This window comes from Dolichospermum sp. UHCC 0406 (assembly GCF_009712025.1).
In the GTDB taxonomy this organism is placed as follows: Bacteria; Cyanobacteriota; Cyanobacteriia; order Cyanobacteriales; family Nostocaceae; genus Dolichospermum; species Dolichospermum lemmermannii.
On the sequence record NZ_VILA01000035.1, the window covers coordinates 25,703 to 43,061 of the forward strand.

Consider the following 17,359-nt stretch of genomic DNA (forward strand, 5'->3'; position numbering starts at 1 on the left):
CCCATCGGGTATTGTATGTATTAAATATTGCAAATATATTTTTCGGCTTTTAATGCCTATAAAGTTTATATGGCAAATCTTTTAACAGATTAAACTCTATATTTATTTTCAAATATTTATTTAAGTAAAGTATTAAAAACTGAAAATTAATTAAGTAATTTCCCATCGTAACTCCATAAAGATAATTAAAAATTGATACTTGTCATTGAAAGGCATTGTAATTTTTCTTGAAACTGGTAAAATCACCATATTCCCTATCGTCAATATGCAGTTTTTACTAGTTTTGATAACCGGATACCTGCAATAATGGTATTTTCATTAATTAACCGTAGTCTCACAGAAGGACAAAAGATGAATTTGTGGCAACAATTACGAAAACGACTACAACTGAGGTTTAGTCCAAATTCGCTCAAAGGCTTTGTATCACTTTTCTTAGTAGGGACAGTATTGAGTGTATCTCTTGCTGCTTGCACTGGAACAAACAACAGTAGTTCCCCGAATGCAACTACTGATACGAGTAAAAAACAGAATGTAGAATTAACCCTTGTATCCTTTGCTGTTACTAAAGCTGCTCACGCTACTATTATTCCCAAATTTGTGGAAAAATGGCAAAAGGAACATAACCAAACTGTAGTATTTAAACAGAGCTATGGTGGTTCCGGTTCGCAAACTCGTGCGGTGGTTGATGGTTTAGAAGCAGATATTGTTCATCTAGCCCTGGCTTTAGATACGCAGAAAATTGAAAAAGCGGGATTAATTCAACCTGGGTGGGAGAAAGAATTTCCTAATAATGGTATTGTTTCTAAGTCTGTTGCAGCTTTAGTCACTCGTGAAGGCAACCCCAAAGGGATTAAGAATTGGGCTGATTTAGCCAAAGATAATGTTAAACTAATTACCGCAGATCCCAAAACTTCTGGGGTAGCGCGGTGGAATTTTCTCGCCCTTTGGAATTCAGTCATTAAAACTGGTGGAGATGAAATTAAAGCTATTGATTTTGTGACCAAAGTTTATAAAAATGTCCCTGTATTAACCAAAGATGCTCGTGAAGCTACAGACGCATTTTTTAAACAAGGTCAAGGTGATGCTTTGATTAACTATGAAAATGAAATTGTTTTGGCAAAAGACAAGGGCGAAAAAACAAATTACATTCTTCCTGATATAAATATCTCCATTGATAATCCTATTGCTGTTGTGGATAAAAATGTTGATAAACATGGTAATCGTGAAGTAGCAGAAGCTTTTGTTAAATATTTGTTTACCCCCGAAGCACAACGGGAATTTGCTAAAGTAGGATTTCGTCCTGTAGATGAAACAGTAGCTAAGATTAAAGAATTTGCTGACAAATATCCCCAAATAAAAACTTTAGGTACAGTTCAAGAATTAGGTGGTTGGGATGCTGTTCAGAAAAAGTTCTTTAATGATGGGGCAATTTTTGACCAAATTCAAGCTAAAAATAAACGGTAATTGGTAATTGGTGATTGGTAATTGGTAATTGGTGATTGGTGATTGGTAATTGGTGATTGGTGATTGGTGATTGGTGATTGGTGATTGGTGATTGGTAATTGGTAATTGGTAATTGACAACTAACAACTAACAACTAACAACTGTACGGGCGAAGCATTTGGAGAACTATTTTTGGCAATGACCGATAATTTATCTTCCAAATGCTTCGCCCCTACTAACAACTAACAACTGTACGGGCGAAGCATTTGGAGAACTATTTTTGGCAATGACCGATAATTTATCTTCCAAATGCTTCGCCCCTACTAACAACTGACAACTGACAACTAACAAAATTATGACTGAATCTGCGGCTGTAAAAACTAATATTAAACCTCCCATTTGGAAGGTATTTGTAGATAATTTGATTCATCTTCCTTGGACTTGGCGGATTACTTTGGGATATCTAACTGTGATGTTATTTATTCCCATTGTGGCCATGTTTCTCAAAGCTGGTACGGTAGCTCCTGCGAAGTTTTGGGAAATTGCCACCAGCGAGTTAGCATTAGCAACTTATAATGTTACCTTTGTTACTTCATTATTTGCAGCTTTGCTGAATGGTGTGTTTGGAACTTTGATTGCTTGGGTATTAGTGCGTTACGATTTTCCTTTGAAACGGATTATTGATGCCACAGTAGATTTACCCTTTGCTTTGCCAACTTCCGTAGCAGGTTTAACACTGGCAACAGTTTACAGTGAGAATGGTTGGTTGGGTTCATTGTTAGCACCAATGGGGATTAAGGTATCTTTTACTCGCTTGGGGGTAGGAGTGGCAATGATATTTATATCGTTACCCTTTATAGTAAGAACTGTGCAACCTGTTCTGCAAGAAATGGAATCGGAAATTGAAGAAGCTGCTTGGAGTTTAGGTGCTTCTGAATGGCAAACTTTTTGGAAAGTGATTTTACCGCCTTTATTTCCGACAATTTTAACTGGTGTAGCTTTGGGTTTTTCCCGCGCAGTTGGGGAGTATGGTTCAACAGTAATTATTTCTTCTAATACACCCTATAAAGATTTGATTGCACCTGTGTTAATTTTCCAGCGGTTGGAACAATATGACTATGCTGGTGCAACTGTAATTGGTGTGGTTTTATTAGGAATTTCTTTGGTAATGTTATTAGCAATTAATTTCTTACAAGCTTGGGCAAGAAGATATGACAATAGATAAAATCAGAAAACCAAAAAAACAGAGTTGGGTACCGGCAGTTTTAATTGGCGTGGCAATTTCCTACCTATTTCTGGTTCAATATATTCCAGCTATTAATGTTTTTTTTGAAGCTTTCAAAAAGGGAACTGGACCATTTTTATCTAACCTGGCAAAACCGGAATTTCTCCACGCAGCTTGGTTAACTTTATTACTAGCTGCGATTTCTATCCCTGTAAATGCAGTATTTGGATTATGCGCGGCTTGGGCGATCGCTCGACATAAATTCCCTGGACGCGCTATAGTTCTCAGTATCATTGATTTGCCCTTTTCCATCTCCCCAGTCGTCGCTGGGCTAATGATAGTCTTATTGTACGGGAGACAGGGCTGGTTTGGTCCTTGGTTACAAGCCCATGATATTAAAATTGTCTTTGCTTTTCCAGGGATGCTTATGGCTACCGCTTTTGTGAGTATGCCTTTTGTGGCCAGAGAAGTAATTCCTGTCTTAGAAGAATTTGGCAAAGATCAGGAAGAAGCTGCCAGAACATTAGGTGCAAACGATTGGCAAACTTTTTGGCGGGTAACTTTACCGAGTATTCGTTGGGGGTTACTCTACGGTTTAATCTTGACAAATGCCAGAGCCATGGGTGAATTTGGTGCAGTTTCTGTGGTATCTGGTAACATTGCCAATACAACCCAGACTTTACCATTATTTGTGGAAGATGCTTACAAACAATATGAAACAGAAGCTGCTTTTTCTGCTGCTGTATTGTTAGCATTTCTGGCAGTTATCACCTTGATTCTGAAGGAAATCATAGAACGAAAAACTGAAATTAAAGAAGTTGAATAATGGGTAATAGGTAATTTCTAGACAACTATTAAATTACATCTTAGAGGTGGTTATGAGTAGTGAAAATACCCTGATAAACAAGCGAATTCGCGTCAGAATTCCCCAAGATCATCATCAAGAACCTGTAATTTCTCGCCTAGTTTCAGAATATGGCTTGACTGTGAATATCAAAGCCGCAATTCTCGGACAGGATGCTGTAGGTGATGGTTGGTTTGATTTAGATTTACAAGGAACAAATGGACAAATTCACAATGGGTTAACCTATTTACAAGAATTGAAATTGCAAGTTTGGGATGAAAATAGCATTAGTGATTGGTGAAAAAATTGTAGCTTAGGTTAAGCAACAGAGCCACAGGAGATGGAGGAGAATTATCGCTCAGTTGTATCAATATCCCCCCTAACTCCCGTTTTTAAGGGGGATTTAGGGGGATATCAAGATTTTGGATACATGACCAAAGACTTTTCAAGCATCCTCTTAGACAAAACAATCTTAGTTATGTCCGCAATTTCTCAGATTCCTCACCTTTTTAAGCAATGGGAGATATCCATCTGTAAAAATAATCATCAATAAACTCCTTTTTTTTCAGACATAAATATCGGAATTATGTCCTAATTCTTAAATCAAACCACTTGATTTTCTCAAATCAATTAGTAAAAATATAAATAAGTCTAACATCTTGTAGGCTCTCTTGGTGACAACTTAACCTTATCCAATGTCCAGAGTCCGCGTTAGCGGACTTTTTTATTTATCTTGATATTCTCTACATTTTTATCTCAGGTTTTAACTTTTCAATTTTTTGAGTAAAGTATAATTCTTGATATTTAAGTTGTTGAGCTATTTCTAATCCTTTCTGAAATGCTGTTAATGCTTGTGTAGATTCTCGGCGTTCTAAATATAAGTCACCAATTTGGTCATAAGCTGACATTAAACCATAAGAATTGTTAGCTAATGTTTGTGTTTCTATGAGAATTTGGCTAGTTTGTAAAGCCGCATCTATCTGTTTTTGTGAACGATAAAAAGTAATTAATTTCTCTAATGCTTCTCCAGCTTTAGCGTATTGTTCTAATTGCCATGCACCAGTATAAGCTGCTTGATAATTATCAAAAGCCTGTTGTTTTAAATTGGGATCTTTTTGAGCTAGAGATTCATAATTTGCAGCTATCGCTAATTTCAAAGCTGGAATTTGACTCAAATTTTGTTCACGAGTATAAACTTGGACTAATTTATTTAATATATCTATTGCTGCTTGTGGTTGTTTTCCTTGGGAATAGATATAAGCTAACTGTTGTAAATATCCTAATTCATTAGTTTTATCACCCTGATTAATTGCTAAATTTAACAGTTTTTGGTAAGTATTAGCAGCTTGGGGATAATCAAACCAACTTAAATGTAATTCTCCAATATTTTTTAAAGTCTCCATTTCTCCAGATGAATCTTGTTGTTGTTTTACTAAGATCAAAATTTGTTCATAAGCCAATATTCCCAATTTAGGAAACCGGATTTTTTGATAAGCTTTCCCCAGGGATTGCCATAATTGTAAATCGGTACTTTTCTGTTTTCCTATCTCGCTTTGAATTACTTGTAATCGCTGACTAATATATCGCACCTGTTCCCGTTCATTTTGATTCCAAGCGATTTCTCCCACTCTTGATAACGCTTCTACCTCAGACAATGTGCCTAAAAAGCGTCTCAATCTTAGTTCACGATTCCAAATCTCAAAGGCTTTCTTTTTATCTTCTCCTTGTAGTGTCACCTGTGCCTCTTGATTTAATCCATCTAAATCCGTCTTTAATTTTTCCAATTCTGTTAATGTTAATTCCCGTTTATCTGGTAAATTTGGCAATATCGGGTCAGTTATAGTTATTTCTAAGGGACTAGGAGGGAACTTATCCAAATCTTCAATTTTTTTTTCTTTGGCTAATGTGTTAGAAATACACAAATGCCAGACAATGATAGTAGTAATGATGAAAATAAACCGCTGTATCATGGTTAATTTACCTTTTTTACATTAATTAAACGCAGCATTGTAGATCAATAGAGGGCATAATTTAGGTTATAGGCAAATATCAAGTTTTACAAGTATTCTGATGCCAAATTTTCGGCTTTTTTCTTTCTTCCTCTTAAATCCTTCTTCTTGAATATGAGTAAAATAATTCCCGCCATAAGTGTCAAAAACTTTAGTTTTTACTACAATAAGCAAAAAATTCTGGAAAATCTGTCAATGGATATTCCCCAAAATAAAATTATTGCCATTATGGGACCTAGTGGTTGCGGGAAATCTACTTTTTTGAAGTCTCTCAACCGCATGAGTGACTTAGAGGGAGAAGTCCAAACCCAAGGAAAAATCGAATTTTTTGGGCAAAATATTTATGAACGGCGGATTAATCTCAATCGTCTCCGTCGTCAAATTAGTACAATTTACTCCAAACCCAATCTTTTTCCCATGAGCAGTTATGATAACGTTGCTTACGGTGTAAAATTAATTGGCTGGCGACCAAAATCAGAATTAGATGAAATTGTCGAGTTAGCTCTTAAATCTGCGGATATTTGGGAAGAAGTCAAAAATAAGCTCTATAAACCAGCTTTGGAACTCTCTTGTGGACAACAACAAAGGTTGTGCATTGCTCGCGCTTTAGCCGTTAAACCTCAAGTTATTCTGATGGATGAGCTTTGTTGTGGACTTGATCCCATTACCACCACAAAAATTGAAGAACTAATTGAGTGTTTGCGTTCTGAACTGACAATTATATTTATCTCTCAAAACATCCAGCAAGTCTCTCGTCTCGCAGATTTTACAGCTTTATTTCAATACAATGAAAATCATGTGGGACAATTACGAGAATTTGCATCAACTAAAAAAGTTTTAGCTCAAGCCACAGATTATCGTATCCGCGATTACGCTGGTAGTTATTCTCGATAATTATAGCCTCTTCTCCCTGCCCCCTGTTCCCTGTTCCCTACTTTAAAAATGAACGCAACAGGAAAAAACTAGCAATAGATTTAGCATCTACAGGTTCTCCTGTCAAAATGGCTTTTTCCAATTCTTCAGGAGTTAGTAATACTGTTTCTATGTCTTCATCTTCATCTTGTTCTGGTGGTGTTTCCAGCTTTTCTAAATCTCTAGCAATAAAAGCATAGATAATTTCATCGGAATAACCAGGAGCAAGAAAAAACTCTCCTAACTTATCCCACTGACGAGCATGATAACCAGTTTCTTCTTCAATTTCCCGTTTAACTGTTTCTAAAGGATCTTCATTGGGTTCTACAGTTCCCGCCGGAAATTCTAACAGTCTTCCCTGGACTGCAAACCGATATTGACGCACAAGTACAAGCTTACCTTCTGCGGTTATGGGTATAGCCAAAGCACCGCCGGGATGACGAATACATTCCCATTCCCCTTCAGATTTGTTGGGTAAACGCAAACGATTAACTTCAAAGTTAAATTTGCGTCCTTTATAAAATAAGTGTTGCTTCAGCAACTGTGGTAATTCTCTACCTAATGGCATAGTAAAATTCTACCGTCTGTGAATACAGAGAACGTATACGGGGGTTTTTTGTGGTTATCAGTTCTTTTTGGGTGGCAAAAATGGTAATTTTTTCACCCGCTACAATAAATGTACATCATTCGTGTCTATCTCTAGCAGTAAATCTCGAATTACTCTTTGAGATATAGGATCTATCCAATCTGGAGCAATTTCGACTAAAGGAACTAAAACAAAAGCTCGTTCAGTCATGCGGGGATGGGGAATTTGCAGGTTTGGCTGATGTAAAATTAAGTCATCATATAATAACAAATCTAAATCTAGGGTGCGTGGCCCCCAATGCTCCTGACGCTCACGCCCAAACTTTTGTTCAATTGTTAGTAGTTGTTCTAATAAAGTCTGTGGTGACATTTGCACAAGTAAGATCGCGCAACCATTTAAGTAATCAGGCTGAGTTGGTCCTATGGCTTTAGTGCGATACCAACTCGATTTGGCTTCTATAGTTATGCCTGATATTTGAGCTAAAGCTTCTAAAGCTCCTGCTAAAATGCCTTGGGAATTGCCAATGTTACTACCGAGAGCGATCGCAGTTCTAGCCGCATTGTTTAGCATTCTATCGGACTCCTAGTTAATTGTTGAACTGAAGGGAGCAGGGAGACACAGGGAGGAAAATTCATGATGATTCTGTGATTTTCGGAGTTCTCTTATGCAAAAATTGCATGATTTAATTGTCATAAATGATATTAATATCAATAATATAGCTTTGTAGAAAACATATATTACCACTGAATTAAGTTAATGATTTATGAGGTATTATATGGGTTATTATATTAACGCAGAAATGTTGCGTTCAAACCAAACAGGAGAAACTGCCATTGCCATTAGGTAATCATCAACAAAATGACGAGTCCACAAATGAAAACTTACTACCGAGAATGCAGGTGAAGGCAAAGCAGTTAATCACCCAGATGACAACTCTATCATCGGGAATCTTGGGCAAAATTGCCAGCAGCGATAAACCCTTTTATCGTCGTTTTTGGTTTTGGGCTGGGTTAGGTGTTGGTAGTGGGATCATTGCTTTCCATTACACAATCTTAGAAATAGATAAAAATTTACCAGATCAGTCTGCACTCAGAGCATTGGTACGAGAGCAAACTCTGACAATTAAAGCTGGTGATGGTAGTGTTCTACAACAGCAGGGAGAAGCTACCAGAGAAGTGCTGAAAATAGAGCAAATACCAGATACTTTAAAAAAAGCTTTTATTGCTTCAGAAGACAGAAGATTTAATCAACACAATGGATTTGATCCCCAAGGAATTGCCAGAGCAGTTATCAATAATTTGCGATCGCAAAATATAGGAGAAGGTGGTAGTACCATCACCCAACAAGTAGCGCGAATTCTCTTCCTTAAACCAGAAAAAACCTTTTGGCGTAAACTCAAAGAAGTCCGGTTATCCCAAAAAATAGAGCGACAATTGACTAAAGATCAGATTCTCGAACGTTATTTAAATCTCGTTTATTTAGGTTCTGGAGCTTACGGTGTCGGAGATGCGGCTTGGGTATACTTTAGTAAATCCGTAGATCAACTGACTTTATCAGAAATGGCCACCCTGGCTGGTTTAGCTCCTGCACCTAACGTCTATGGCCCCGATAAAAACCCCAAAATAGCTACAGAACGGCGAAATTTGGTGTTACAGCGGATGCTAGAAGATGGCATAATTACACCGGAACAAAAACAAGCAGCTATACAAGAAGCATTAATAGTTAACAGCAGTTTACCCAAACGGTTACAAGTTAATTTTCCCTACTTTACTAGCTATGTTCAGAAAGAATTGCCCAAGTACCTGGGCGCTGATGTCTTAGCTAGTGGTGGTTTAGTAGTAGAAACAACCTTAAACCCCATTTCCCAACAAGCAGCAGAAGCCGCAGTTGCTAAAATATTAAAAAATGAAGGTCAGTGGCAAAACTTTAAACAAGCGGCCATGGTTGCCATAGATCCTCGGAGTGGGGAAATTCAGGCCATGGTAGGTGGTAAAGACTTTAGCAAAAACCAGTTTAATCGTGTAACTCAAGCCCAACGACAACCAGGATCTACTTTTAAGGGTTTCGTCTATGCTACAGCGATCGCTACTGGTAAAAGTCCCTACGATAGTTATTTAGATGAACCTTTATCAATAGATGGTTATGAGCCAAAAAATTCCCATAACAAATTCTCTGGTTGGTTAAATATCAGAGACGCTCTCACCAAGTCTATCAATACAATTGCGGTAAAACTCTTAATAGAAATAGGTTTTGAACCCACCATTAAACTTGCCCATGACATGGGCATTAAGTCAGAACTCAAACCTAACTATTCCTTGGCTCTTGGTTCTAATGAAGTCAACTTATTAGAATTAACCAACGCCTATGGTACATTTACCAACCAAGGAAATTATATAGAAGCTCATGGCATTCGGCGCATTCTCAACCGCGAAGGAGATGTCATTTGGTCAGCCAAATATGAATCTAAGCAAGTTTTAGATCCTGATACTAGCGCCATCATGACTTGGATGTTAAGAAATGTTGTCACCGATGGCACTGGTGCTGCGGCTCAATTAGATGATAGACAAGTTGCCGGCAAAACAGGCACTACCGATGAATCCCGTGATTTATGGTTTATTGGTTATATTCCTCAGTTAGTGGCTGGGGTGTGGTTAGGGAATGATGATAACACCCCTACCTATGGTAATAGTGGTAGTGCAGCTTATGCTTGGCATGAGTTTATGGAAAAAGCCGTAGAGGGAATGCCGGTAGAAAAATTTCCACCCCGACCTAATTTAGAAAATCGCAAAGGTACTATCAAAGCCCAACCTCTCAAACCGAAAAAAATTCTCCATAAATCGGTTGATGATTATAATCAAAAATCAGATGAGGACAATACCGACAATTCTGATTCATCAACCAGACGCAGACGCAGAAGAACCAATAATCAGTCGGAAGATTCGGCAAATTCATCAGAACGTAGACCAAGACGGAAACGACGCTATAGTCAACAAAATAATGATCCACTGGCTTCCTCGAGCAGAAGACGAAGCAATCGCAGGAAAGAATCTAATAGCGACTCTACTCCTAAATCATCTCGTTCACGACGCAGGAGCAGCAAAGAATCAGGTCAGGTAAAGTCATCTTCCCCTGTAGAGAATAATTCTCAAGGATCTTCATCATCACAACCTTCCTGGAGGGAAAGACTCAAGCCCAATTCTTCACCGTAAAGATTTTTCCTAGGGTAGATGTAGGGGATTCGCTGAGTTTATACTTTATGAAGAACTGTAACCTACATTAGCCGAATATAATCATGAGTTATTTATTGCTCCAAGTCCCAGTGCTAGACACTGGAAATCACTTTCCCTTAGCGTTTACTTTGGTGTATGTGGTGGGTTTTATCGCTGCTGTCACCATCGGTTCAATTGCTTGGTACAACTCCAAACGTCCCCCCGGTTGGGAAAATAAAGATCGTCCCAACATTATCCCCAAGGTTGAAAAAGAGTAGGTAATAGGCAATAGGCAATAGGCAAGAAATATTCTCCCCTGCCTCCTGCCTCCCTAATTCTGTAGGTCAACCCAAAAACGGTAAAGCGTTTGAATTTGTTTGAGCAGTGTAGTGTAGGCTACTGGATTAGTTGCACTAGACTTGCTCAACTCTTCCAATTGGGAGAGGAGTACATTGAGGGTGGGGAATTACGCAAAACTGTTAAATCTTACAATCAGTATTGGTATTCACTCGAAATCCTGAGTTTTTCTTAAGCGCACCATGAAAAAACCATCCATATCCTGTTGATGAGGCCAGACTTTTAACCAACCAGGAGCAGTATCATTAAATAAATCAAAAGAGTGAGGTTCAATTTGCCAATGGGGATTTGCGGCTAAAAACTCCGTAATTACCTGTTCATTCTCCGCTGGATGCAGCGTACAAGTTGCGTAAACTAAAACACCACCAGCCTTGACAAAACCTGCATTATGTGATAGGAGTTCTTTTTGGAGTTGGGAAAGTTTTTGCACAGAATCTGGTGTTTGTCGCCAACGCGCATCAGCGTGACGGTGCATAGTCCCCAAACCGGAGCAAGGAGCATCAACTAATACACGGTCAGCAGAATCGTAGAATTGCGGTAAGTTGCGACTATCTCCTGCACAAATTTCGATAGATTGTAAATTTAGACGGTGGGCATTTTCTTTTAATTTGCGTAACCGGGAAGCAGTTTGATCACAAGCCCAAATTTTGCCTTTATCTCCCATTAATTCGGCAATATGGGTAGTTTTTCCCCCTGGTGCCGCACAAACATCAATCACTACATTCCCCGGCAGAGGGTCAAGCAAATGACCAACTAATTGAGCGCTACTATCTTGGACAGTCCACCAACCTTCATTAAAACCAGGTAGATTTTGAATTGCCCCGTTATGACCAATTAATCGTAAAGCTTGGGGTAAATGGGGAATGGGTTTGACTAAAACACCAGCAGATTCAAAAGCTGATTGTACCTCTTCTAAAGAACTGCGAAGAATATTTACCCGTAAATCAATTGTCGGGGTTTGATTCATCCAATTAGCGAGTTTTTCTGTTTCTTCAAAACCCAATTCTTTTAACCAAACTTCAATAATCCAATTAGGGAAACTGTGGAAAATACCTAATCTTTCGACCGGATTTTCCGGTAAATTTAGCGGTTCTGAAGATTTTTCTGCAAGTCGGAGATATTGACGTAATAAACCATTGACAAAACCAGTTAAACCAGGAAAACCATTTTCCTTTGCTAATTCAACAGTAGTATTTACAGCCGCAGAAGCGGGAATTCTTTCTTGATAACGCAGTTGGTAAAAACCCAAATGTAAAATGGTGCGGAGGTCTTTTGGCTGTTGCTGAATTTTCTTAGTAGCAAGTTGCTCAATGATAGCATCAAGGGTGCGTTGTCTTCTCACACTCCCATAAACTAATTCTGTCATTAACCGCCGATTATTGTCGGGTAACTTAAACTTTTGTAGCACTCTATCTAAAGCAACATCAGCATAAGCTCCTTTATGAACTTCTTTGAGAGCAATAAAAGCCACTTGACGGGGATTGGTCATGAAATTAACTTAAATTAAGTAAGTTGCAGGTTAGCTAAAAGGTTACAGGAATACAAGATATTTTTATCACAATTACCAAACAAGATTGGAAGTATAAAAACGATAGTAAAACTTTATATGGAAATTGGTTGTAAGTTGAAGAAAATATACCCAGATAGAGATAGTTTAGCACTTTCTTTAACATACCTCTAATGTCTGATGTTGGATTGAGTGACAGCAAAATCATTTTGATTTTGGTCATATTGCTTACAGATAAAAAATAGTAATCATCTAAAATCATTGAGTTCACTATTAATCAAAAAATTAGAATATTTGATCACCAAATATTAATTACATATTTAATTTATCGAATCTTTATTATTCCTAGATATCATTCCCTACTGTTTTCTCTATTATTTAATGGAAAGTCTTATAGATGTTTTAGTTTTATGCTCAGAATTACTTCATGGAATCTTCATCTTTTTTGACTGTAAATGACCAAGGAATTGCCCTCGCTGAAGTAGTTAAATATCTACAAATATCGGGTAAACTGGGGAATTTTATTGGTGATGTCTTGCGTCAGCACGTAATTGTACAAGAAATTAATACCAGAACAGATATCGAAATTAGTTCGGCATTAATTGAACAGACAATTATTGATTTTCGCTTAAAAAATCAACTAACTGATCCACAAAAATTTCAAGAATGGCTAATAAGTAATAGTACAGATTATACAACTTTTCATACATCTATTACCTTTAGCTTTCAATTAGAGAAACTCAAAGCATTAGTCACAGAATCAAAATTACCAGAATACTTTATTGAAAGGAAGATTTACTTAGATAGAGTCATCCTTTCACGGATTCTAGTTGATAGTCGGGAATTAGCCGAAGAACTACAAACTCAAATTGAAGAAGGAAGTAGTTTTGAACAACTAGCAAAAGAGTATTCATTAGCAGATGAACGAGTATTCAATGGCATGATGGGACCAATTAGTCGGGGAACTATCCCAGATGTATTACGTGCGGCTGTAGACGCAACCACCCCAGGAAAATTGATCAATCCCATAGACATAGAAGGACGTTTTGCCTTATTTAGATTAGAACAAATTCTCCCAGCATCTTTAGAAGATCCTCAATTACAACAATCACTAAAAAATGAGCTATTTGAGAAATGGCTAGGGGATAAAATTCAGGATCTTACAGTCAGAATTCAAGTAGATTAAAACATTTCAATAATCAATTTTAACTAATAAATGTGTTAAACAATTTACCCTGGAATGAACCGCCGCTATCCTGGCTAAATGCTGAAGAAAAAAGCGAATTAAAACAGCAAGCGGAAATTCGTAATTACAAACTTGGCGAAAAAATTTGGTCACAAAAATTAGGTGGTGATGCCTTTGACGAGGGAAGTTATCAGTTCTTCATTGTCACTGGTAAAGTCCGGTTACGAGAAGAAGAAGAAAATAAAACTGTAGCTACTTTACAAACAGGAGATTGGTTTGGTAACTGTCAACAAATATTTGCTGATTGTAAAGCTATCGCTACCAGCAAGGAAGTAGTAGTAGTGTGTTGGAATTCGGCTGTATGGAAAAAGTTTGTCAATTCTCAAATTGATGAATTTTGGACAAATTCACTAGAGGTAGAGGAAACAGAAGCCATTTTACCAGTTGCTAATTCTCCCATTTCTCTACCTCCTTCCCCACCTTCTCCACCGATAATTTCCAATTATCCCTTTGTGGGAAGTGGGAATACAGGTGCAGCTTGTTTAACAATGGTGGCACAACATTTACAAAATCCTGTGCAATTGGAATGGGTACAACGCCAACTGCGGGGACAAAAACCCAAAAATCTGGTAGAAGCTGCGGAAAAAGTAGGGTTAGTGTTGCGGAAATTGCAGGTTAGTTGGAGTGATTTACGCCAATTAACTTTTCCCGCTTTGTTGTTGTGGAATCAAAGTAATCAGGAAGGTAAAAATAACCAATTAAATTGGGTAGTAGCATATCAAATGAAAGGCAATTATTTAATTATTGCTAATCCCCAAAATCCTGATTATAGTTGTGAACAATTACCGCAATCTGTAGTAGAAAATTGTTGGAATGGGACATTATGGCAAGCTGAATTAATTTCCCAACAAGAGAAATTTAATTTAGCTTGGTTTACTCCCGCAGTTTGGAAATATCGGGGTTTGTTAGGTGAGGTTTTAATAGCTTCATTTACCTTGCAATTATTGGGATTAGCGTCACCATTAATTACTCAAGTCATCATTGATAAAGTGATGGTACAGGAGAGTTTAGCCACCTTAGATGTGATGGCGATCGCTCTCTTGCTAGTGGCGACATTTGAATCTATTCTGGGTATGCTGCGGCTATTCATATTTACCCACACAGCCCGGCGTTTAGATTTGAGTTTATCCGCCCAACTTTTTCGCCATTTAATGCGTTTACCTTTAGCTTATTTTGAGTCGCGGAGAGTGGGCGATACAGTCGCTAGAGTCCAGGAATTAGAACAAATTCGCCAATTTCTCACAGGTACAGCCTTAACCGTCATTCTTGACAGTATCTTTGCTGTAGTTTACCTGGGATTGATGTTTTATTACAACATTCCCCTGACATTTGTAGCCTTAGCCGTATTACCATTATTTGCGACTTTAACCATCGTCACGACACCAATTTTGCGAAATTGGCTAAATGAAACCTTTAACCGCAGTGCGGACAGTCAATCATTTTTAGTCGAGACAATCACCGGCATTCATTCAGTTAAAGCCCATGCAGCCGAACCAATAGCAAGAGAACGCTGGGAAGGTTTATTTGCCCGGTTTATTCGTACCAGTTTTAAAGCCTCAACTACATCCAATATTAGTAGTAATATTGGTGACTTTCTGACTAACTTTTCCACCTTAATCATCCTGTGGGTTGGGGCAAAATTAGTAATTGATCATCAACTAACAATTGGTCAATTAATCGCCTTCCAAATGTTATCAGGAAGAGTGACCAGCCCACTATTACGGCTAGTGCAGTTATGGCAAAATCTCCAACAAGTTCTATTATCAGTAGATAGAATTGGTGATATTCTCAACGCTGCCCCAGAAACAGAAGCAGGAACAGGATTAGTATTACCACCCCTCAAAGGTGAAGTCAACTTTGATCAAGTTTTCTTTCGCTATAATGCCAACACCGAACCAGTATTAAAAGGAATTTCTTTTAATGTTGAACCCGGACAATTTGTAGGCATTGTTGGCAGAAGTGGTTCAGGAAAAAGTACCCTTTCCAAAATTATTCAACGACTTTATCAAATTGAATCAGGACGGATTCTAATTGATGGATTTGATATCAAAAGTGCTGACTTAGCATCCTTACGACAACAAATAGGTGTAGTTCTCCAAGAAGACTTTTTATTTAATGGTTCAATCTTAGAAAACATCACATTAGGAAATCCAGATATTACCTCCGAACAAGTTGTCGAAGCAGCCAGATTAGCAGTAGCCCATGACTTCATTAGTCAACTACCTTACGGTTATGAAAACAACGTAGGAGAAAGAGGAACAGCATTATCTGGAGGACAAAGACAACGCATAGCATTAGCCAGATTATTTCTAACGTCTGCACCAATTCTCATATTAGATGAAGCCACCAGCGCCTTAGATAGTGAAACCGAACAACAAGTATTACAAAACCTCAAAAATGTTTCCTCTAACCGCACAGTATTCTTAATTGCCCACCGTTTTGCCCCCCTCAAACGAGCCGATTTAATATTAGTCATGGAAAAAGGAGTAATAGCCGAACGAGGAACACATTTAGAACTCTTAAAACAAAAAGGTTTGTACTGGTCACTTTATCAAAGACAACAAGCGAATATTTAAAGGAAACTCTTGATTATTCTTTGCGTCTTTGCGCCTTTGCGTGAGAAAAAGAATTTAATCTAACACATTCAAACCCAAAGCCACAGCCCCCCACAAAGGTGCATCATCACCCAACAATGCCCGCACAATCTCAAAATTCACCTCTGGGAGTGCGGTTTCCCTAGCTACTTTCCGCACCACAGTCCAGAAATTATCCCCAGCTTTGGTGACACCACCACCCAAAACAAACCGTTGGGGATTCATCAAATTGGCTACATTACCAATACCGACTCCCAACGCCCAAGCACCCCGATATAATACCTCTTGTGCTATTTCATCTCCGTTGGCTGCGGCGGTACTAATGACTTTGCCTGTAAGTAAGTTGAGATCATTACCTGTCAAATACCTAAGTACGTCTCCCCTGACTTTGCCGTTAGCACTGGGTGGTTCTTTCTCCAGCATTTCCCGGGCATTTTGCGCCATGTAGGGACCCGAAGCTAAACGTTCTACACATCCCCGTTTTCCACATAAGCATAAGGGACCTCTAGGATCTACTACCATGTGTCCAATTTCTCCCGCCATGCCTAATGCACCCCGCCAAAGCTTGCCGTCAAGTATCCACCCTCCACCGACACCAGTGCTAATTGTAATATAAAATAGGCTATCATATCCTTGTCCAGCCCCAAAGCGATGTTCACCAACAGCAGCAACGTTAGCATCATTATCTATACTGACAGGTGTATAATAATCTTCTTCGAGTATTTGTTTGAGGGGAACATTTTCCCAGCCAGGAACGTGATGAGATAAGCGGACTAAGCCTGTGGTTGCATCTACTGGACCACCGAAGCTGACACCAATGGCATCCGGTTTCCTTCCTTTTAGCACGGAATCAATGAGCGATCGCATAATTTCTAAATCAGTCAAAGCATCACCATTTGCGGGTGAAAACCGTGATTCATGGTACAACCACTCCTTCGCACCACCCTTTACTGTTGCTGCTGCCAATTTTGTGCCACCAAAATCCAGAGCTAAAATTAATGTCATATAATTAAAAATAGGGAATTGACAAAACAACCATTCACCATTATTACTTAATCACAATTTTGTTGTAGTTCACGATGAAACCATCTTTACTGTCTGCATAAAAATATTTCTGTATTAATTATTCTTGTAACTTATGTATAATCTTATTTATTACATTTGTAAATCCAATGATACTTATGATCGGTTTTTGTTAGATTATGAATATTATTAATTTTTATGAAGGATAAATTAATGTAAAGATATATTTTTGTAGAATTTATTTAAGAAAATAGTTGCTTTAGCAATTGAGTTGGGTTAGAGTCAAAATACGTGATTAGATCAAAAGAAAGTTTGTAGCCTTTATATTTTTTTCACAATCAATTGAGAATATTTCGCAATATGGATAAATTTAGCTATAATTTAAAAGCTAGTGAATGTATGTC

15 protein-coding genes are annotated in these 17,359 nt (G+C 38.0%); 9 read left to right on the forward strand and 6 right to left on the reverse strand.

All coding sequences use genetic code 11. The features are described from left to right. Positions 1 to 351: 351 nt before the first annotated feature. Positions 352 to 1,464, forward strand: coding sequence for a sulfate ABC transporter substrate-binding protein (locus tag FJR09_RS24030; protein WP_168652904.1), 1,113 nt, complete (start codon positions 352 to 354; stop codon positions 1,462 to 1,464). Here the strand turns inward: FJR09_RS24030 and FJR09_RS24035 are convergent. Next, complete coding sequence (locus FJR09_RS24035) at positions 1,448 to 1,597, reverse strand: hypothetical protein (protein ID WP_168650918.1); 150 nt, start codon at positions 1,595 to 1,597, stop codon at positions 1,448 to 1,450. The two genes, FJR09_RS24030 and FJR09_RS24035, sit on opposite strands and share 17 nt — an antisense overlap. 201 nt (positions 1,598 to 1,798) lie before the next feature. On the opposite strand from FJR09_RS24035, the gene cysT reads away from it, so the two are divergent. The 3 genes from cysT to FJR09_RS24055 are packed head-to-tail and all read left to right on the forward strand — an operon-like array spanning position 1,799 to position 3,813. Further along, complete coding sequence (gene cysT / locus FJR09_RS24045) at positions 1,799 to 2,668, forward strand: sulfate ABC transporter permease subunit CysT (RefSeq protein WP_015079030.1); 870 nt, start codon at positions 1,799 to 1,801, stop codon at positions 2,666 to 2,668. Next, positions 2,655 to 3,494 (forward strand): sulfate ABC transporter permease subunit CysW, encoded by an 840-nt coding sequence (cysW, locus tag FJR09_RS24050; RefSeq protein ID WP_168650888.1) that lies wholly within the window; start codon positions 2,655 to 2,657, stop codon positions 3,492 to 3,494. The genes cysT and cysW overlap by 14 nt, the downstream gene beginning before the upstream one ends. Before the next feature lie 52 nt (positions 3,495 to 3,546). Beyond that, a complete protein-coding gene (locus FJR09_RS24055; protein WP_148760713.1) occupies positions 3,547 to 3,813 on the forward strand; it encodes an NIL domain-containing protein in 267 nt (88 codons plus the stop codon). A 442-nt stretch (positions 3,814 to 4,255) separates the two neighbouring features. On the opposite strand, the gene FJR09_RS24060 is transcribed toward FJR09_RS24055, so the two are convergent. Further along, a complete protein-coding gene (locus FJR09_RS24060; RefSeq protein ID WP_168652901.1) occupies positions 4,256 to 5,482 on the reverse strand; it encodes a lipopolysaccharide assembly protein LapB in 1,227 nt (408 codons plus the stop codon). A gap of 153 nt (positions 5,483 to 5,635) precedes the next feature. Here FJR09_RS24060 and FJR09_RS24065 point away from each other — a divergent pair, with 153 nt between their 5' ends. Beyond that, a complete protein-coding gene (locus FJR09_RS24065; protein ID WP_041457730.1) occupies positions 5,636 to 6,415 on the forward strand; it encodes a phosphate ABC transporter ATP-binding protein in 780 nt (259 codons plus the stop codon). 37 nt (positions 6,416 to 6,452) lie between these two features. On the opposite strand, the gene FJR09_RS24070 is transcribed toward FJR09_RS24065, so the two are convergent. Together FJR09_RS24070 and folK are read right to left on the reverse strand one after the other, a co-directional pair. Then, the gene (locus tag FJR09_RS24070; RefSeq protein ID WP_015079036.1) at positions 6,453 to 7,001 is read right to left on the reverse strand and encodes an NUDIX hydrolase; all 549 of its coding nucleotides are present in this window, start codon (positions 6,999 to 7,001) and stop codon (positions 6,453 to 6,455) included. Positions 7,002 to 7,100: 99 nt separating this feature from the next. Then, a complete protein-coding gene (folK, locus tag FJR09_RS24075) occupies positions 7,101 to 7,589 on the reverse strand; it encodes a 2-amino-4-hydroxy-6-hydroxymethyldihydropteridine diphosphokinase (protein ID WP_168652902.1) in 489 nt (162 codons plus the stop codon). A 263-nt stretch (positions 7,590 to 7,852) separates the two neighbouring features. Here folK and FJR09_RS24080 point away from each other — a divergent pair, with 263 nt between their 5' ends. Together FJR09_RS24080 and psb35 are read left to right on the forward strand one after the other, a co-directional pair. Then, a complete protein-coding gene (locus tag FJR09_RS24080; RefSeq protein ID WP_371416386.1) occupies positions 7,853 to 10,228 on the forward strand; it encodes a transglycosylase domain-containing protein in 2,376 nt (791 codons plus the stop codon). A gap of 83 nt (positions 10,229 to 10,311) precedes the next feature. After that, positions 10,312 to 10,506, forward strand: coding sequence for a photosystem II assembly protein Psb35 (psb35, locus tag FJR09_RS24085; protein WP_015079039.1), 195 nt, complete (start codon positions 10,312 to 10,314; stop codon positions 10,504 to 10,506). A gap of 227 nt (positions 10,507 to 10,733) precedes the next feature. Here psb35 and FJR09_RS24095 read toward each other — a convergent pair whose 3' ends face one another. Continuing rightward, entirely contained in the window at positions 10,734 to 12,074 is a 1,341-nt protein-coding gene (locus FJR09_RS24095) for a 16S rRNA (cytosine(967)-C(5))-methyltransferase (RefSeq protein ID WP_015079040.1), read from the reverse strand. Positions 12,075 to 12,519: 445 nt separating this feature from the next. Between FJR09_RS24095 and FJR09_RS24100 the strand changes: the two genes are divergently transcribed. Both FJR09_RS24100 and FJR09_RS24105 read left to right on the forward strand, forming a co-directional pair. After that, positions 12,520 to 13,278, forward strand: a complete 759-nt coding sequence (locus FJR09_RS24100; protein WP_015079041.1) for a peptidylprolyl isomerase — start codon at positions 12,520 to 12,522, stop codon at positions 13,276 to 13,278. Between the two features lie 32 nt (positions 13,279 to 13,310). After that, positions 13,311 to 15,914: a type I secretion system permease/ATPase gene (locus FJR09_RS24105; protein ID WP_015079042.1), complete on the forward strand. Its 2,604-nt coding sequence runs from the start codon at positions 13,311 to 13,313 to the stop codon at positions 15,912 to 15,914. Positions 15,915 to 15,968: 54 nt separating this feature from the next. Here the strand turns inward: FJR09_RS24105 and FJR09_RS24110 are convergent, their stop codons facing one another. Further along, entirely contained in the window at positions 15,969 to 16,937 is a 969-nt protein-coding gene (locus FJR09_RS24110; RefSeq protein ID WP_041457733.1) for an ROK family protein, read from the reverse strand. Positions 16,938 to 17,359 lie beyond the last annotated feature (422 nt).